This window comes from Pseudomonas sp. MPC6 (assembly GCF_006094435.1).
GTDB lineage: Bacteria > Pseudomonadota > Gammaproteobacteria > Pseudomonadales > Pseudomonadaceae > Aquipseudomonas.
Map to the genome: position 1 here is coordinate 4,580,547 of NZ_CP034783.1, position 17,785 is coordinate 4,598,331.

Genomic DNA, 17,785 nt, shown 5'->3' on the forward strand with positions numbered 1-17,785 from the left:
AGAACAACTTCGAGTTGCTCGTTAGCGGGAGGCAAATAATACAGTATTAAAGTACGTGGTCAACCCCCATCTGGAAATTCTTTCCCGCTGATTGCAGCCAATCGACAAAGGCCCTCATATGGGCTGGCTTGTCGGCATCGAGCGGTACTAAGGCGCAGCCACCATGCTCTGCCCGTCACGCACAAACAGGGGCTGACCAAGCCAGTCCTCCAGAATCGCAATTTGCCGGCTAACCGCGCCGTGAGTCAGGTTGTCCGGGTTGACGGTGCCCTTGCGTTCGCACGGCGGCGTGTCCGAACAAAAAGTGCCCCTCCTCTTCAACCGCCAGTCAGTCGGCATGGACAAGCCTGGTCGTCTGCGTAATTTCGACATCCTCGATATCGCACTCAACCCCCTCGCTTGATCCCAACACTCTTTAGCGCAGCGAAGACTGCGCGCCATGCAAGTGCCAAATGAATGCAGATGCGCTACAACAATACGTAGAACTCCGAGGTCTTCACAGGAAGCGAGCGAATGTGAATGAAACATAAACTCTGCGTCGCCAGGCTGGTTCGGTTCGCATTCGCCTCGCTCGTCATGGTAGCCCCCGGTGCAGTCGCAGAGGATCTCGAACCCAGGTCCTACGCCAATACGCCGGTTGGTATCAATTTCCTGCTCCTGGGCTACAGCGATCTGGACGGCAACGTGACGGCCAACCCCTCGATCCCGCTCGAGAATGCCAAGCTCAACATAAAGACTGTCGTGTTTGCCTTTGCCAGGTCCCTGGACGTCTGGGGCCGCTCCGGAAAGTTCGATATCGTCGTACCTGAGGCAAAGTTGACGGGCTCTGCCCTGCTCGCCGGCGAACCCAGGGAGCGTGAAGTGACCGGGTTGATCGATCCAAGACTGCGCTTCTCGGTCAACTTGTATGGCGCCCCGGCGATGTCCCTGGCTGAATTCCCCAGCTATCAACAGGATGTGATTATCGGCGCCAGCCTGGCGATCACGGCACCGCTCGGCCAATACGATGACAGCAGGTTAATCAATCTGGGCAACAATCGCTGGTCATTCAAGCCTGAACTCGGGATTTCCAAGCGCCTGGGGCAAGTGACCCTGGAATTATCCGGCGCGGGCACCTTCTACACCGACAATGACGAGTTACTCGGCGACCACGTACTGTCCCAGGACCCGATTTACCAGGTGCAGGGGCATCTTATCTATGCCTTCAGCAACGGGGTTTGGGCGTCGCTGGACGCGACCTGGTTCACTGGCGGGAGCACCTCGGTCGATGGCGTCGGCAACCACGACCATCAGGAAAACACACGCTACGGATGCACCCTCACGCTACCGTTGAACCGGAACCATTCGCTGAAGTTGAATGCGAGTAATGGCGGGCATACCCGCACGGGCAGCGAATACGATGCCGTTGGCATCATCTGGCAGTACCGCTTCGGTGGAGGGCTTTGAAACATCGAAACAGGGACGGATGTATTTCATGAACAAATAAATCCGTCCCCTGCCTCTGCAATCAATCTGCTCGAGGTGGTATGAACGCGACACACGCACACCCTCGATACCGCTCGATCAGTCAGACATTCTTCGCTCCCGGCCAGCCGGCCTGATGCAAGGCTTTGAGCAGGGTCTCGGCATCCAGGCCCGGCACGGCATGGCCGTTGCCTTCGGCGGTGTCGGCGGCCAGCAAGGCATTGATGATCGCTTCTTCCACGGCTTCGGTGGCGGCCAGGAACAACTCGCTGATGTGGTCGTTGTTGACCATGCTCAGGTTGTCGGTCGTCGGCGCGCGCTTGCTTTCATAAGCGGCCGGCGGCATTTGATTGCCGGTGGCGAAGGCGATGAAGATATCGCCGCTGTGGTCTTCATTGCCGCCGCCGGTGCGGGCCAGGCCAAGGCTCGCGCGTTGGGCGAGACGGGTGCATTGATGGGGCAGCAACGGCGCATCGGTGGCCAGGCAGACGACGATCGAGCCCATGCCTGGATGCGGCAAAGACGCTTTAAGGAACGGCGAGTCGGCCTGTTCCATGTAGCGTCCGACCGGGTAGCCGTCGACGCGCAGTTCGTTGCGGATGCCGTGGTTGGCCTGGACGATGGCGCCCACGGTCCAGCCGCCCTGGGCACTGCTCAGTCGCCGCGATGCGGTGCCGATGCCGCCCTTGAATTCATGACAGATCATGCCGCTGCCGCCGCCGACCGCACCCTCGGTCACCGGCCCGTCCACCGCGGCACCCAAGGCTTCGGCGACGTGTTCAGGTTTCACATGGAAGCCATTGATGTCATTGAGCAGGCCGTCGAAGGTTTCCAGCACCACCGGCATGTTCCAGTAGAGGCGCCCGTCATCCGGCTGCTGCTCCCGATCCAGCACAATCAGCGCATCGCGCACCACGCCCAGGCTGTGGGTATTGGTGAAGGCGATGGGACTGGTCAGCAGGCCGGCCTCGCGAATCCACTCCAGTCCCGTGGCGTCGCCGTTGCCGTTCAGTACATGGACGCCGGCAAAGCACGGTTGCTGGCTGGTGGAACCCGCTCGCGGTTCGATCACCGTGACACCGGTCAGGATGTCGCGGCCGTTGGCGGTGCGCCCTCGCACATTGCTGTGGCCGACGCGTACGCCGGGCACATCGGTGATGGCATTGAGGGGTCCGGGAAGCAGTTGGCCGAACCGAATGTTCAGGTCGCGGGCACGTGGTTTTATCGTCACGTTCATGATCTCTCTGTGTTGTTTGATGTGTTTCAGGAAGGGGCTTGGTCAGTCGGCAGCAGGGCCGAGCCTGCCAGTCAGGTCCCGGTCTTGACCGTGTTCCAGGCACGGGTGCGCACGCGCTCCATCTTCAGCGGCAGTGGTTCCAGCGGAAATAGCGTGTCCAACACTTGTTTGGACGGATACACACCCGGGTTGTCGCGGATTTTCTGCTCGACAAGTGCGGTGGCATCTTTGTTGGCGTTCGGATAGCTCAGGTAGTTGGAGGACTCGGCGATGACTTCGGGGCGCAACATATAGTTGATGAAGGCCAACCCTTGCTCCGGGTTCGGCGCATCGTTGAGCTGCACCAGACTCTCCACCCACACCGGGGCACCTTCGCGGGGAATGCTGTAGACGAGGTTGCGATGGTTGCCAGCCAGTTCGGAGGCTTTTTGCGCATCGGCGACACCGCCCGCCCAGCCCAGCACCACGCAGATGTTGCCATTGGCCAGATCGGAGATGAACTTGGACGAATCGAAGTAGACGATATGGGGACGCAGTTTCAGCAGCAGGGCCTGGGCTTTTTTGTAATCCTCCGGGTTCTGGCTGTTGTAAGGCAGTCCCAGGTAGTGCAATGCGATGGGAATGACTTCGCTGGGGGCGTCCAGCATGGCCACACCGCACTGACTCAGCTTGGCCAGGTTTTCTTCCTTGAAAATCAGGTCCCAGGAATTGACGGGCGCATCCGGGCCGAGTATCGCTTTAACCTTGTCCGCGTCATAGCCGATGCCCGTGGTCCCCCACAGGTAAGGGGCCGCATAGCTGTTTCCGGGATCGTTGCTGTGCAACTTGGCGAGGATGTCGGGGTCGAGGTGGGACCAGTTGGGCAACTTCGAGCGATCGAGTTTTTTCAGCACCCCCGCCTTGATCAGGTTCGGCAGCAGGTCGGCACTGGCAACCACGACGTCATAGCCGCTGCGGCCGGCCATCAGTTTGCTTTGCATCACGTCGCTATTGTCGAACACATCGTACACTGCGCCGATGCCCGCCTCTTTCTCGAAGTCTTTCATCGTGTTCGGGGCAATGTAGTCATACCAGTTATAGATGTGCACGCTGGATTTGGCAGGCTCGGCGGCCTGGGCGCAGGCCAGGCCGACACTGCACAGCGTGGCCAGGACGAATGGCATGTAGCGAGTCGCTTTCATCGGGATGCTCCAGAGCATTAGCGCCGGGTCCTGGGACACGAGCTCTGCTCCTGCTGGTGTGTGAATTATTGTTGTGGCAGGGTCAACATCGAATCAGGACGATGGGATAGCCCCCTCGCGCCTGGTTCAGGGGATCAGCAGTTCACGTCGACCATCACTGTGCTCAACCTGCTCGCCGATCAGGAACAGGCGGCGGTCACTGAGGTAGTCGTAGTCGCGGCGAGCGGTGCGCAGCAGGTCGAGATCCAGCGCTACCACCTGCCGACACTCTTCGCGCCCGGCTTCGAATAACATTCGCCCGAAGGGATCGATCGCTGCACTCCCACCGGCAAACACCAGCCCTTCATCGCCGTCGCCGACTCGATTCACCATCACCGCGAATGCCTGGTTTTCCTGGGCGCGAGCCATGATCGCAGTACGGTGGACAGGGCCGTAGGGATCCATATTGCCGTTAGTGACCAGGATCAGCTCGGCGCCGAGTTGGCCAAGGGCTCGAGCACTTTCCGGCAACTCGATGTCGTAGCAAATCAGCAGGCCGACCCGGACGCCCCTCCAGAGCGCAGTGGCATAACGGTCGCCCGGTTGGAACAGGCCGCGTTCCGACGGCCAGAGGTGAGTCTTGCGATAGTGCAAGGCGATCCCTTGTGGCGTGATCAACAGGGAGGTGTTGTAGAAGAGGCCGCCGTCAATCTCAGCCATGCCCACCACCACCGCGACGTTGCGTTCCCGGGCGGCGCGCTGCACCGCCTGCACACTCGGCCCGTCCAGGGGCTCGGCGACTTCGGCGAGCTGTTGCGCACTGGCGAACCCCATCAATTGGGTTTCCGGAAACACCAGCAGATCGGTATCCGCCGCGCAGGTAGCGATGGCCTGCAAGGTACGCTTCAGGTTATAAGCGGTATCGCCATCGCGACCGGTAAGTTGTACGAGTTCAATCTTCATCGATGATCCTTTCACGTGTTGTGGGCTCGCAATCGCCAAACTGAACAGCACCCGCCAGGGCTGGATGGAGTATGGAGAGCCGTAAAACGGAAAGTAATCACATCGATGGGGTAACCCCGTATGGGTAGAAGCGTGGGCATTACAGTGCAGGACATGGCCTGGCACCAGGCGATCGGCAGGCTGATCGAGACCCTTGACCGGCCTGGTTTCTGGCTGGCCCTGGTGCGTCAGCTGGACAGGTACATTCCGGTGGACAGTTGGGTCGTGCTGATTTTCAGCAATGGCCGGCCGCAGGTGCTCGCCGAATGCCCAGGCAAGGATGGCGGGCCAGATCCGCTCTTCCAGGATTACCTCAAGGGCCTGTACCTGCTCGATCCCTTTTACCTGGCCAACCGGGAAGCACCGCAGAACGGTTTGTTCTGGCTAGCCGACGTGGCGCCGGAGTGCTTCGAGCAGACTGACTACTACCAACGCTACTTCCGCCTCAATATCGTTGCCGACGAAGTCCATATCAACGTCCAGCTCGACGCGGAACGCACCCTCAGCCTGTCACTGGGCAGCGAGGCCCGGTTCAGTCCGGAGCAGACTGCCCTGCTCACCCTCATCCAGCCTTGGGTCGCCGCCCTGATGCGTCAGCGCATGGCATTCGAGCGGGAGGTGCTGGAGCAGGCCCCTTCGCCGACGCCACGCTGGCAGAACTGGCTCGACTCCACGGACCAGCAGTTGGACACTCCGCTGTCAGCCCGCGAACTTGAAGTCGGCCGGCTGATGCTCAGCGGCTGCTCGAACAAGGAGATCGCGCGCAAGCTGGCGATTTCCGCCGAGACGGTGAAGGTCCACCGCAAGCACATGTACAGCAAGCTCGGGATTAAGTCGCAGACCGAGCTGTTCTCCCTGTTTCTGAACGCGCAGGGCTGAATAGGTAACGCAGCGCTCCAGCGTGCTTGAGGATCACTCAGCCACCGCCTCTCGAACCATGTCGAAAAAGGTCGTCAGGATGCGTCGGGAACTCTGTGCGCGCAGGCACACCAATGTTTCGGTGAAGCGTTGCCGGCTATCGACGATCGGCAATCCGCACAGCCGCGAATCGGAGCCAAGTTCGGCCGCCGAGACAACCCCGACTCCCATACCGATCGCGACAGCCTCACGCGCCGCTTCACGCCCTTCCACTTCAATGGCCTTGCGAATGCTCAAGCCCGCCGCGGCCATTTCCTCCTCCAGGGACAGTCGCGTCACCGAGCCCTGCTCGCGCAACACCAGAGGCGTGTTGTCCAGATCGGCGAGGCAGATGGATGTTCGTTGTGCCCAAGGGTGGTCATGGGCGACGAAGGCGAGCATCGGGTCACTGCGCAGATGCAGCTTTAGCAGTCGGTCATCTTCGATATTGCGCCCCAGCAGCGCAATGTCTGCCTGGTGGCCGTACAACCGCTGCAGGACCTCATCGGTATTGGCCGTTTCAATCTTCACATCGACACCGGGATAGCGAGTGCAGAAGCGCGCGACATAGGGCAGCACATGCACTGGCGCATCGACGGCAAGGTTCAAGGTGCCAGTCGACAGGGTGCGATAGTCCATCAACATGTCGTGGGCATCGACACTGATATCGAACAGGCGCCGGGTCAGGCCGAACAACCGCTCGCCCACTTCAGTCAGGCGCACCTGGCGTTTGTCGCGGTAGAACACCATCACCCCGTAGTAGTCCTCGAGCTTGCGCACCTGATCGGACACCGCCGGTTGAGACAGGCAGAGCTGCTCGGCCGCGCGCGTGAAACTGCCATTCATGGCCACGGCGTGGAACGCCTTGAGTTGGGTATGGGAAATAGTCATCGGGGCGCCTTTACATAGGTTCAGCTTATTCGTGCATACGATAAATCGATTTTATTTATGAACGATGAACTGCAAGCATGGTTTTCGCAAGTCACCCGACCGCTGTTTGAACAGTGCCGCCCTCGTACCCCCTGCCCCGAACCGATCTACGGAGATGACCTCATGCGCCCCTACTGGCTCGATCAGGCCCTGAAAGCTCAACCCGACTCGCCCTGCCCGCCGCTGCGACAGGACACCCGCGCCGATGTCTGCATCGTCGGTGGCGGTTACACCGGTTTGTGGACGGCCATCATGCTCAAGGAACAGAACCCCGAGCTGGACGTGGTCATCGTCGAAGCCGACATCTGCGGTGCCGGTGCCAGTGGGCGCAATGGCGGCTGCGCACTGTCCTGGTCGGCCAAGTACTTCACCCTGGAGCGCTTGTTCGGCGTTGAAGAGGCCATACGTCTGGTCAAGGAATCGGAGCAAAGCATCTACGCCATCGGCAGCTTTTGCCAGAAGTACGCGGTTGATGCCGATTACCGTCTCGATGGCACGCTGTACACGGCGACCAACCGCGCTCAGATCGGCTCGACCGACGGAGTGATCGCGGCGCTGGAGCGCAATGGCATCAACTCTTTCTCCAAATGCGCGCTGGCTGACGCGCAGCGGATGGCGGGTTCGACCCGACACGTTGAAGGCTGGTTCTCGCCAGCGGCGGCCAGTGTGCAGCCGGGCAAGCTGGTGCGCGGTCTGCGTCGAGTCGCGCTGGAACTGGGTGTACGCATCTACGAAGGCTCGCCGATGACCGGTTTGGAAGAGGGGCTGCCAGCCATCGTCAACACGCCGAACGGGAAAGTGACTTGCGACCGGGTCGTGCTGGCGATGAACGCCTGGATGGCGCGAGCCTTTCCACAGTTCTCGCGTTCGGTCGCCATCGTCTCCAGCGATATGATCATTACCGAGCCGCGCCCGGACCTGCTCGAGCGGATCGGCCTGACCAGCGGGGTCACCGTACTCGACTCGCGCATCTTCGTGCACTACTACCACAACACCCCGGATGGCCGGATCATGCTCGGCAAAGGTGGCAACACCTTCGCCTACGGTGGGCGCATCCTGCCGGTTTTCGACCAGCCCTCGCCCTACAAAGGGTTGTTGCGCAACACCCTGGCGGAGTTCTTTCCAGACTTTGCCGATGTCGACATCGCCGCCACCTGGAACGGCCCGTCCGATCGCTCGGTCACCGGGTTGCCTTTCTTCGGCCGTATGGGTGCAAGCGCCAACATCTTCTATGGCTTCGGCTATTCCGGCAGCGGCGTCGGTCCCTGCCATATGGGCGGGCAAATCCTGTCGTCGCTGGTATTGGGGGCGGACAACCCCTGGACACGCTCGCCGCTGGTCCAAGGCCCGCTCGGCCATTTCCCACCGGAACCGATTCGCTACCTGGGCTCACTGATGGTGCGCAACGCCATTCGCCGCAAGGAGCATGCCGAGGACCACAACCTGCGCCCCCGTCGACTGGATGTGCGCCTGGCGAAATTCGCCGCGGCGGCCGGCAAGTCCGACAAGGGATAACGCACCGGTCACTCAGCGGAACATCAATCCGCACCAACATAAGACCCCACCCGGCTCGCGGCCAGGTGGGGTTTTATACGTGGAATCAACATTTCCACTTATAAGCTCAGCTTGTTATTGACATGTGATAAATCGATTTCAGTTATTTTTCGCCGAGTGTTTTTATTGGCCCATGCATCACTCCCCACAAAAACAACATCGCCGGAGAAGATCATGACCAAAGCTGAATTTCCGACCACACAGGCGCTGGCCACTCCAGCCCTGGGTGAACCCTACCTGCTGACCCCAGGCCCGTTGACCACGTCCAAAGCCACCAAGGAAGCCATGCTGCGCGACTGGGGTTCATGGGACGTTGCCTTCAATCAAGTCACGGCTGAAGTGCGCCAGAGCTTGCTCAGCATGGCGGGCGTACAGGACGACAGCTTCGCCTGCGTGCCATTGCAAGGCAGCGGCAGCTACTCGGTGGAAGCCGCCTTGGCCACTGCCATCCCTCGTGACGGTAAAGCGCTGGTGCTGATGAATGGCGCCTATGGCCAACGCGCCACCAAGACCCTGGAGTATCTCGGTCGCGCCTTCATCACCCTGGACAAAGGGGACTACCTGCCGCCGCAGGCCGAGGAAGTGGACGCCTTGCTCAGGGACAACCCGGACGTCACCAACGTCTTCATCGTCCATTGCGAAACCAGTTCCGGCATTCTCAATCCGCTGCGCGAAATCGCCGATGTGGTGAAGGCACATGGCAAGAGCCTGATCATCGATGCCATGAGTTCCTTCGGCGCCGTGCCGTTGACGGTCAATGAAATAGCGTTCGACGTGGTGGTGTCCTCTGCCAACAAATGCATCGAGGGTATTCCGGGGTTCGGTTTTGTCATCATCCGCCGCTCCGTACTGGAGGCCGCCAAAGGCCGCGCCAATTCCCTGAGCCTCGACCTGTACGAGCAGTGGGTGTACATGGAGCGCACCGGCCAATGGCGTTTCACGCCACCGACCCACAGCGTTGTAGCGTTCCATAAAGCCTTGGAGCAACACACTGCCGAAGGCGGCGTGCATGGCCGCCTGGCACGCTACACCCGCAATCGCGATGTACTGGTCGCCGGCATGCGCGAACTCGGCTTCAAAACGTTGCTTGAAGACCGTTGGCTGTCGCCCATCATCACCACGTTCTTCAGCCCGGAACATCCGAACTTCGAGTTCCAGCGCTTCTACGATGAACTCAAGGCCCGCCAGTTCATCATCTATCCCGGCAAACTGACCGTCGCCGAGAGTTTCCGTATCGGCTGTATCGGCCAGATCGACGAATACATCGTCCATCAATTGCTGCGCGCCATCGCCGACAGTCTCGTGGCGATGAACGTCGACATGCGCCTGCCGGCAGGCTGACCGCCCCCTTTAAAGGTCCTTGTCAATTCGAGCACAGGTGCAATGGGTAGCACCTCTGGACGGGGATCTTTTTTCAGAACAAGGATTCGATGACTTATCGCCAGGCACAGCCGGGCAGACGTCAGCGACCGCGTCAATTGAATACTGAAAGCCTGATGCCATCTCACTGCCATCTCATCGATGCCGTGTGCGTGGACAGATTTTCCGTACCGCAAACAAAAACAAAAACTTTGCGCTGTCTGGCACCACATACGGGATCAGAACACCATGAACAAGAACGCAACAAGTCCTCTCGCAACCGGCTGGAAATCGCTCCAGCGTTGGCGCGTGCAAGTTTTTCTCATCACTTGGGTGGCGTATGCCGGCTTCTACTTCACCCGCAAGGCGTTTTCTGTCGCCAAACTGGGTATTGGCGAAGACCCGGACTTCATGCTCGAAAAGGCCATGATGGCCAACCTCGATGCCCTCTACCTGACCGCGTATGCCGTGGGCCAGTTTCTCTGGGGCAACTTCTCTGACCGTTTCGGTCCGAGGGTCGTGGTACTGAGCGGGCTCGTCATCTCGGCGCTGGCCGCGCTGCTGATGGGCACCTACGCCACCTTGCCGATTTTCGCCTCCTGCATGCTGATCCAGGGCCTGGCCCAGTCCACCGGTTGGTCGGGTCTATGCAAGAACGTCGGCAGTTTCTTCAGCACCAGTGAACGTGGGCGCGTGCTGGGTTACTGGAGTACCTCCTACGCCTTTGGCGGTCTGGTGGCCACACCGTTTGCCGGTTGGTGGGCTTACAACGCTTACCACGACTGGCGTATCGCGTTCATCAGCAGTGCTGTGGTGGTACTGGTGATAGCGGTGTTGTTCTTTTTCCTGCAACGCAACCGGCCGGAAGACGTCGGCCTGCCTCCGGTCGAGATCGAAATCGAACCCGTCAGCAACGTCGTGGTGCCGCGCGAAAGCATGTGGGCGGGCTTGCGCACGGTGATGAAAAATCGAACCGTTCTGGTGCTCGGCCTGGCCTATTTCATGCTCAAGCCTGCGCGCTACGCCATCCTCCTGTGGGGCCCGGTAATTATCTACGAACGCATGCCCGAGATTGGCAAGGTAGCCTCCGCCATCGTCCCCACCTCTTTTGAACTGGCGGGCCTGATCGGTCCGATCCTTATCGGTATCGCCTCGGACAAGTACTTCGGCGCTCGCCGCATACCGGTCTGCGTCCTCAGCCTGGTGGTCCTGACTGTCTGCCTGGGGCTGTTCGTGCCCGCCATGCAGAGCGGCAGTCTCTACATGGTGGTCGGCCTGCTGTTCATGATGGGCCTGACGCTCTACGGGCCGGATTCGATGATCAGCGGCTCGGCTGCGATCGACTTCGGCAGCAAAGATGGCGCGGCCTCCGCCGCAGGCTTCGTCAATGGCTGCGGTTCGGTAGGTGCGGTCCTCGGCGGCTTGCTGCCGGGTTACTTCGACACCATCACCGTGTTCATCGTCTTTACCGCAGCGGCACTGGTGGCCAGCTTGATGTTGGTGCCCTTTTGGAACAGCCGCCCGAAAACATTGGAAAACAAAGAGTTGGTCTCGCCTGCGGTGCAACCGGTCATTGTCGGCACCAGTTCCTGAACTCGCACTCATTACTCCCCCATCACTGGAGCAATCACCATGCATTACAAACAACCTTCTCAACTGCAAGCCGTGGTTCTGGACTGGGCGGGCACTGTCGTCGACTTCGGTTCTTTCGCACCGACCCAGATTTTCGTCGAGGCCTTTGCCGAGTTCGGCGTTGCGGTTTCCCTGCAAGAAGCTCGCGGGCCGATGGGCATGGGCAAGTGGGATCACATCCGCACGCTGTGCAACGAGCCGCAGATCGCCGACCGCTACCATGCCGTCTTCGGCCGGTTGCCGACTGACGATGATGTCACCGCCCTCTACGAGCGCTTCATGCCGCTGCAGATCGAAAAGATCGCCCTGCACTCGGCGCTGATTCCCGGTGCTCTCGATACCATCAATGGCCTACGCGACAAGGGCCTGAAAATCGGCTCCTGCTCAGGCTACCCGGCCGTGGTCATGGAAAAAGTCGTAGAGCTGGCGCGCAAGAACGGCTATGTCACCGACCATGTGGTGGCGACCGACGAAGTGCCCAATGGCCGCCCGCACCCGGCCCAGGCCTTGGCCAACGTGATTGCGCTGGGGATCAGCGACGTCGCCGCCTGTGTGAAGGTCGACGACACCTGGCCCGGCATTCTCGAAGGTCGTAGCGCGGGTATGTGGACCGTCGCGCTGACCTGCTCCGGCAACGCACTGGGACTGACCTATGAAGAATTCAAGGATTTGTCCCTGGAAGAATTGGCCGAAGAACGGGCGCGCATCATCAAGATGTTCGAAGGGTCCCGCCCGCACTACCTGATCGACACCATCGTTGATTTGCCTGCGGTCATCGAAGACATCAATGCCCGTCTGGCACGTGGAGAAACCCCGCAGGGTTCCTGACCCCGTAGCGCTTGTACAACTGGCAGTGGCCGTCCCAAGGACGGTCACAACCCAAACAACCAGAGAACACCACCATGAACTACGCCCACCCTGGCACTCCCGATGCCATCGTTTCCTTCAAGTCCCGTTACGGCAACTACATCGGCGGCGAGTTCGTCGCGCCTGTCAAAGGTCAGTACTTCACCAATACCTCGCCAGTAAATGGCCAACCGATTGCCGAATTCCCGCGCTCCACGGCCGAAGACATCGAAAAAGCCCTGGACGCTGCCCACGCCGCCGCCGATGCCTGGGGCGCCACGTCCGTCCAGGCGCGCTCGCTGGTGCTGCTGAAAATCGCCGACCGCATTGAACAGAACCTGGAACTCCTGGCGATTACCGAGTCCTGGGACAATGGCAAAGCCGTGCGTGAAACCCTCAACGCCGACATCCCGCTGGCCGCCGACCACTTCCGCTACTACGCCGGTTGCATCCGCGCCCAGGAAGGCAGCGCCGCCGAGATCGACGGCAACACCGTGGCCTATCACATCCATGAACCGCTGGGCGTGGTCGGGCAGATCATCCCGTGGAACTTCCCGATCCTGATGGCCGCCTGGAAACTCGCGCCGGCCCTGGCCGCCGGCAACTGCGTGGTGCTCAAGCCTGCCGAACAAACCCCATTGGGCATCACCGTGCTGATGGAGCTGATCGGCGACCTGTTGCCGCCGGGCGTGCTCAACGTGGTGCAAGGTTTCGGCAAAGAGGCCGGCGAAGCCCTGGCCACCAGCAAGCGCATCGCCAAGATCGCCTTCACCGGCTCGACCCCGGTCGGCTCGCACATCATGAAATGCGCCGCCGAAAACATCATTCCGTCCACCGTGGAGCTGGGTGGCAAGTCGCCGAACATCTTCTTCGAAGACATCATGAAGGCCGAACCGTCCTTCATCGAAAAAGCCGCCGAAGGCCTGGTGCTGGCGTTCTTCAACCAGGGCGAAGTCTGCACCTGCCCGTCCCGCGCCCTGGTACAGGAATCGATCTACGACGAGTTCATGGCCGTCGTGATGAAAAAAGTCCTGCAAATCAAACGTGGCGACCCGCTGGACACCGACACCATGGTCGGCGCCCAGGCCTCCGAGCAGCAATTCGACAAGATTCTTTCGTACCTGGAAATCGCCAAGGGCGAAGGCGCCGAGCTGCTGACCGGCGGCAAGGTGGAAAAACTCGAAGGCAACCTGGCCTCCGGTTACTACATCCAGCCGACCCTGCTCAAGGGCACCAACAAAATGCGCGTGTTCCAGGAAGAAATCTTTGGCCCGGTAGTGAGCATCACCACCTTCAAGGACGAAGCCGAAGCCCTGGCCATCGCCAACGACACCGAGTTCGGCCTGGGTGCCGGCCTGTGGACCCGCGACATCAACCGCGCCTACCGCATGGGCCGCGCGATCAAGGCCGGGCGTGTCTGGACCAACTGCTACCACCTGTACCCGGCGCATGCCGCGTTCGGTGGCTACAAGAAGTCCGGCGTCGGCCGTGAAACCCACAAGATGATGCTTGATCACTATCAGCAGACCAAAAACCTGCTGGTGAGCTACGACATCAATCCGCAGGGCTTCTTCTAACCTCCGCAAGAACACCACAAAACCCTTGTAGGAGCAGCCGGTCGACGCTCGATTGCTCGCGATGGACGTCAACGATGACGGGGGCCGCCTGGATGTACGCGGCGCCCTCACGTCCTTCGCGAGCAAGCTCGCTCCTACATTTTTGCACCGCGTATCGCTGGGGGAACGCGCCTGTTCGGGTCAAGTAATCCTGCAAGATTGCCACCGCGGAATACGAAGGGTCAGGCCCGCAAAACCCTCAAAGCAACCGTTCAATGGCAGAATCTCCTGAATTTGATCGTTTTGGAGACCACCATGCTTGGAGCATTTGAACGAAGGCTCGACCCCTTTCCGCCTGACGAGGTACCACCGCCACCCGCGGGCCTGGCTCGGTTCCTGTGGGCGTGCACACGGGGCGCCCGCGGCTATATTCTTGCGTTTGCGCTGCTGAGTGCCGCTGTGTCGATCTACGAAGCGTGGCTGTTTGCTTTCCTCGGCCAGGTGGTGGATCTACTCTCGACCTGGAAGGCCGGCGGTGATGCGGCGGCGCAGGAAAGTCGGGTGTTGTGGGGCATGGGCATCGTCATGGTCACCAGTGTCGCACTGGTGGCGTTGCGCACCATGGTGCAGCACCAGATATTGGCGATCAACCTGCCGTTGCGGCTGCGTTGGGACTTCCACCGTTTGATGCTGCGGCAAAGCCTTTCGTTCTTTTCCGATGAGTTTTCCGGCCGGGTCACCACCAAGGTGATGCAGACGGCGCTGGCCGTGCGCGACGTGCTGTTCACCCTGATTGAGATTGCACCCGGGATCGGGGTGTATTTCATCGCGATCATTGCACTGGCCGGCGGCTTCGCACTGAAACTGATGCTGCCTTTCATTGCCTGGATCCTGTTGTTCGGGCTGGCCATGCGCTACTTCGTGCCCCGCTTGGGGAAAGTGGGCCAGGAACAGGCCAATGCACGCTCCTCGATGACCGGACGTATCTCGGACGCCTACACCAACATCACGACAGTGAAGCTGTTCTCCCACTCCAATCGTGAAGCGCACTTCGCGCGTGCAGCCATGGAGGATTTCAAGCAGACCGGCTTTCGCCAGATGCGCCTCGTAAGCCAGTTCGAGATCGTCAACCAGGCATTGGTGGTGGCCTTGATCATGGCTGCAGGTGGTTATGCCCTATGGCTCTGGCACCAAGGTGAGGTCGGCGCGGGTGCCGTGGCGGCAATCACCGCCATGGCGTTGCGTATCAATGGCATGTCGCACTGGATCATGTGGCAAATGACCTCGCTGTTCGAGAGCATCGGCACCGTGCAGGATGGCATGGCAACACTGACCCGCGGCCCCAAGGTGCAGGATGCGCCGGACGCGGGTATGCTGGTGACCTCCGGCGGGGCGGTCACCTTCGACAATGTCCGCTTCAACTACGGCGGCGAACGCCAGGTGCTCGATGGCCTGAGCCTGAACATTCGCCCGGGCGAAAAAATCGGTCTGGTGGGCCGCTCTGGCGCGGGCAAATCCACGCTGATCAACCTGCTGCTGCGCTTCTACGACGTCGACAGCGGGCAGATTCGCATTGACGGGCAAGACATCGCGCACGTCACGCAAGACAGCTTGCGCAGCGCCATCGGCATGGTCACCCAGGATACTTCCCTGTTGCACCGCTCCATTCGCGACAACATCGCCTACGGCCGCCCCGATGCGAGCGACGCGCAGATCCGCAGTGCCGCGGCCAGCGCCCAGGCCGATGAGTTCATCAGCCAACTGAGTGACCGACAAGGCCACAGCGGCTACGACACCCTGGTCGGCGAGCGCGGCATCAAGCTGTCGGGCGGCCAGCGCCAGCGCGTCGCGATTGCCCGGGTGATGCTCAAGAACGCCCCGATCCTGCTACTGGACGAGGCGACCAGCGCGCTGGATTCGGAAGTCGAAGTGGCCATTCAGGAAAGCCTCGATGAAATGATGCAGGGCAAGACCGTGATCGCTATCGCCCATCGGCTGTCCACGATTGCGGCCATGGATCGACTGATTGTCATGGATGACGGACGCATCGTCGAACAGGGCACCCACACCGAATTGCTTGCAAAAAACGGCATCTATGCGCGGCTGTGGCACCACCAGAGCGGCGGATTTCTGGGTGAGGACCGGGGGGTGGCCGAGGTCATGGATCAGGTATGAGCGTGAACGGCCCGGGGAATTCCCCCCGGGCAACGTCAAGGAGGCGATTGATGAGCTATACCCACTAATCTCCCATTGCAGTTCTTCAACCCGGGACGTTGGCAATGAAACGCAGAAACTCACTTGCAGCGCTAATGGTCTGCGCCAGCCTCTTCGGCTGCTCCACTTCATCAGACCATGGCGTGAGTATTCCTCTGGTTGCCACCCGGCAGAACGCCGGTCAGATCGGCAATGTAACCTTGACTAGCTGGAGCGATAATCAAACCGGATTCATTTTCTTCGTCAGTGGTGTTCCAGGCGGAACGTCCCTGCCCTTGCGCCTCTATACCTTCATCAATAAAGGCACCTGCCAGCAGCCCGGGCCCGTCGCCTACGCAATGAACGATCGTGTCAACACCGAACGCCAAGCCATACGCGGCTGGGCGTTCTCGAGAGGCGCACCTGTCGCACTGCCGGTCCTGCTGTCCGGTGAGTACTCCGTCGTCGTGCGCAGTGCACCGGACAGTGGCAACATCGATATTTTTTGCGCCGATCTCCGGCAAGGCGGCTCGGTGAATTAACCGCGCCCTCCCTGGCGCGGGCAAGTCCGCCTGGTCGTTCGCAAAGACCTCACTGCGCCAACTGCAACCGGCTTCGGCCGAGGCGCGACAAGCCGCCCTGCAAGACAAACGCAACCACCACCGTCGCCGGTGCGGAAAAGCTGCTCAGGCTGCCACCACAGAACATCAGTAACAGTCCCAGCGCAGTGGCGCCGAACCAGGCCGTCAAGCCCGCCGGATGGAACGCTGTCACCCGTTCGAGCGTCGCTGCATCGCAGCGCCCGTAGAGGATCTGCGCCAATGCCACACCGACCCAGGCCACGACGAAGATGCCCTGATACGCCAATGCTTTGAGCAGGTAGGCAAACACATCGGCGAGCATCAGGCCGTAGACGATCAACCCGACCGCCAAGGCCCACATCGCGTACGAACCGCGCAGGCCAAAACGTGCGAAGAACGCCTGCATGTTCAGCGTGGCCAGATAGTAATTGGCCGTGTTGATCCGGGTTTGCGTGGCCCAGACAAACAACAATCCCCACAAGCCCATCAGTTGCAAAATCGCCATCACCACCGACACTTCGTTCAGCGCCCCGTCATGGGGAATGCTGCTGACCAGATAGATGCCTGCCGCGCCGTTGAGCAGGAACGTCACCGCGTAGAACGGCATGCCGAAGTTCCAGCGCCCATGATACCCGGCGTCTTCAGGTTTTCCGAAACGGGCATAGTCGAAGGTGAACAGCATCAGCACCCAGACGCCCATGTAGGCCACAAAGCAATCCCACCAGCCAAATACGCTGGGTGTGGCCGGGCCGAAATCCAGCCATTGCGGCTGGTAGCCATAACGGCTGATCGACAGCCCCACCGCCACCAACAGGCCCCCCAGGTACACCGGCAGCAACACGCCGTTGAGCTTGTCCAGCCAGTGCTGCACGCTGCCCAGGATCATTGGTACGCTGTACAACACCACCAATAGCGCGGCCAACGGATAGACCAGTTCCGGGTAGAGGTGGTTGAGCGCCACGGCGATCACCGAACCCTCGAACACCGCGTAATAGATCGCCGTGGAAAAGAAGATCAAGGTCGCCAGGCAAGCGCCGGTGCTGCCGAACAACAGCCTTGAAAACAATGCCACCGACAACCCGCTGCGGATCGCGAAACGGCTGAGCACACTGTTGACCAGCCCGTAGCTGATCACCGACAACAGCATCCCGATCAGCGCATTGCGGGCACCGTAAGACAGGGCCAGTGACGCGCCGACCACGATGTAAAACATCGCGCTGCACACCGCCCACCAGGCCATGGTCAGCGACAAGCGGCCCATGCGCGCTTCGGCGGGAACGGGGTGATGGGCAGGGTCTTGCCCGGTTTGACTCGATTGCGATAAAGCAGCCATATGCGTGAACTCCAGAACCAGTCATAGGTTGAAGCGCGGGC

The 17,785-nt window shown here is 60.5% G+C and carries 15 protein-coding genes; 10 read left to right on the forward strand and 5 right to left on the reverse strand.

Going from position 1 to position 17,785, the window contains the following annotated elements; all coding sequences use genetic code 11:
* The first annotated feature begins 259 nt into the window (after positions 1–259).
* Together ELQ88_RS23235 and ELQ88_RS23240 are read left to right on the forward strand one after the other, a co-directional pair.
* A complete protein-coding gene (locus ELQ88_RS23235; protein WP_228761558.1) occupies positions 260–403 on the forward strand; it encodes a hypothetical protein in 144 nt (47 codons plus the stop codon).
* Positions 404–519: 116 nt separating this feature from the next.
* Complete coding sequence (locus ELQ88_RS23240; RefSeq protein WP_178084710.1) at positions 520–1,446, forward strand: transporter; 927 nt, start codon at positions 520–522, stop codon at positions 1,444–1,446.
* A gap of 121 nt (positions 1,447–1,567) precedes the next feature.
* Here the strand turns inward: ELQ88_RS23240 and ELQ88_RS23245 are convergent, their stop codons facing one another.
* The 3 genes from ELQ88_RS23245 to ELQ88_RS23255 form a co-directional block, all read right to left on the reverse strand.
* Complete coding sequence (locus tag ELQ88_RS23245) at positions 1,568–2,689, reverse strand: P1 family peptidase (protein WP_138969568.1); 1,122 nt, start codon at positions 2,687–2,689, stop codon at positions 1,568–1,570.
* 83 nt (positions 2,690–2,772) lie between these two features.
* Positions 2,773–3,882 (reverse strand): polyamine ABC transporter substrate-binding protein, encoded by a 1,110-nt coding sequence (locus tag ELQ88_RS23250; protein WP_138969569.1) that lies wholly within the window; start codon positions 3,880–3,882, stop codon positions 2,773–2,775.
* Positions 3,883–4,008: 126 nt separating this feature from the next.
* Positions 4,009–4,824, reverse strand: a complete 816-nt coding sequence (locus tag ELQ88_RS23255; RefSeq protein WP_138968054.1) for a carbon-nitrogen hydrolase family protein — start codon at positions 4,822–4,824, stop codon at positions 4,009–4,011.
* A 132-nt stretch (positions 4,825–4,956) separates the two neighbouring features.
* On the opposite strand from ELQ88_RS23255, the gene ELQ88_RS23260 reads away from it, so the two are divergent.
* Entirely contained in the window at positions 4,957–5,742 is a 786-nt protein-coding gene (locus ELQ88_RS23260) for a LuxR C-terminal-related transcriptional regulator (protein ID WP_138969570.1), read from the forward strand.
* Between the two features lie 33 nt (positions 5,743–5,775).
* Here the strand turns inward: ELQ88_RS23260 and ELQ88_RS23265 are convergent, their stop codons facing one another.
* Entirely contained in the window at positions 5,776–6,651 is an 876-nt protein-coding gene (locus ELQ88_RS23265) for a LysR substrate-binding domain-containing protein (protein WP_138968056.1), read from the reverse strand.
* A 162-nt stretch (positions 6,652–6,813) separates the two neighbouring features.
* Between ELQ88_RS23265 and ELQ88_RS23270 the strand changes: the two genes are divergently transcribed.
* The 7 genes from ELQ88_RS23270 (at position 6,814) to ELQ88_RS23305 (ending at position 16,372) form a co-directional block, all read left to right on the forward strand.
* Complete coding sequence (locus tag ELQ88_RS23270; RefSeq protein ID WP_138968058.1) at positions 6,814–8,205, forward strand: FAD-dependent oxidoreductase; 1,392 nt, start codon at positions 6,814–6,816, stop codon at positions 8,203–8,205.
* 213 nt (positions 8,206–8,418) lie between these two features.
* Entirely contained in the window at positions 8,419–9,585 is a 1,167-nt protein-coding gene (locus tag ELQ88_RS23275) for a 2-aminoethylphosphonate--pyruvate transaminase (RefSeq protein ID WP_128869549.1), read from the forward strand.
* Positions 9,586–9,852: 267 nt separating this feature from the next.
* On the forward strand, positions 9,853–11,196 hold the full coding sequence (locus tag ELQ88_RS23280; RefSeq protein ID WP_138968060.1) for an MFS transporter: 1,344 nt from the start codon (positions 9,853–9,855) through the stop codon (positions 11,194–11,196).
* 39 nt (positions 11,197–11,235) lie between these two features.
* Complete coding sequence (gene phnX, locus ELQ88_RS23285; RefSeq protein WP_138968062.1) at positions 11,236–12,063, forward strand: phosphonoacetaldehyde hydrolase; 828 nt, start codon at positions 11,236–11,238, stop codon at positions 12,061–12,063.
* A 74-nt stretch (positions 12,064–12,137) separates the two neighbouring features.
* Positions 12,138–13,658, forward strand: coding sequence for an aldehyde dehydrogenase family protein (locus ELQ88_RS23290; protein WP_138968064.1), 1,521 nt, complete (start codon positions 12,138–12,140; stop codon positions 13,656–13,658).
* 294 nt (positions 13,659–13,952) lie between these two features.
* Complete coding sequence (locus tag ELQ88_RS23300; protein WP_138968067.1) at positions 13,953–15,812, forward strand: ABC transporter ATP-binding protein; 1,860 nt, start codon at positions 13,953–13,955, stop codon at positions 15,810–15,812.
* Positions 15,813–15,916: 104 nt separating this feature from the next.
* The gene (locus ELQ88_RS23305) at positions 15,917–16,372 is read left to right on the forward strand and encodes a hypothetical protein (RefSeq protein WP_138968070.1); all 456 of its coding nucleotides are present in this window, start codon (positions 15,917–15,919) and stop codon (positions 16,370–16,372) included.
* Between the two features lie 49 nt (positions 16,373–16,421).
* Here ELQ88_RS23305 and ELQ88_RS23310 read toward each other — a convergent pair whose 3' ends face one another.
* Positions 16,422–17,744, reverse strand: a complete 1,323-nt coding sequence (locus ELQ88_RS23310) for an allantoin permease (protein WP_138968072.1) — start codon at positions 17,742–17,744, stop codon at positions 16,422–16,424.
* Between the last annotated feature and the right edge of the window lie 41 nt (positions 17,745–17,785).

Excerpts from the sequence above, each read along its gene's own strand:
- ELQ88_RS23240 (WP_178084710.1), top strand. The coding sequence starts at position 520 with ATGAAACATAAACTCTGCGTCGCCAGGCTGGTTCGGTTCGCATTCGCC.
- ELQ88_RS23250 (WP_138969569.1), bottom strand. The coding sequence starts at position 3,882 with ATGAAAGCGACTCGCTACATGCCATTCGTCCTGGCCACGCTGTGCAGT.
- ELQ88_RS23255 (WP_138968054.1), bottom strand. The coding sequence starts at position 4,824 with ATGAAGATTGAACTCGTACAACTTACCGGTCGCGATGGCGATACCGCT.
- ELQ88_RS23265 (WP_138968056.1), bottom strand. The coding sequence starts at position 6,651 with ATGACTATTTCCCATACCCAACTCAAGGCGTTCCACGCCGTGGCCATG.
- ELQ88_RS23270 (WP_138968058.1), top strand. The coding sequence starts at position 6,814 with ATGCGCCCCTACTGGCTCGATCAGGCCCTGAAAGCTCAACCCGACTCG.
- ELQ88_RS23275 (WP_128869549.1), top strand. The coding sequence starts at position 8,419 with ATGACCAAAGCTGAATTTCCGACCACACAGGCGCTGGCCACTCCAGCC.
- ELQ88_RS23280 (WP_138968060.1), top strand. The coding sequence starts at position 9,853 with ATGAACAAGAACGCAACAAGTCCTCTCGCAACCGGCTGGAAATCGCTC.
- phnX (WP_138968062.1), top strand. The coding sequence starts at position 11,236 with ATGCATTACAAACAACCTTCTCAACTGCAAGCCGTGGTTCTGGACTGG.
- ELQ88_RS23290 (WP_138968064.1), top strand. The coding sequence starts at position 12,138 with ATGAACTACGCCCACCCTGGCACTCCCGATGCCATCGTTTCCTTCAAG.
- ELQ88_RS23300 (WP_138968067.1), top strand. The coding sequence starts at position 13,953 with ATGCTTGGAGCATTTGAACGAAGGCTCGACCCCTTTCCGCCTGACGAG.
- ELQ88_RS23305 (WP_138968070.1), top strand. The coding sequence starts at position 15,917 with ATGAAACGCAGAAACTCACTTGCAGCGCTAATGGTCTGCGCCAGCCTC.
- ELQ88_RS23310 (WP_138968072.1), bottom strand. The coding sequence starts at position 17,744 with ATGGCTGCTTTATCGCAATCGAGTCAAACCGGGCAAGACCCTGCCCAT.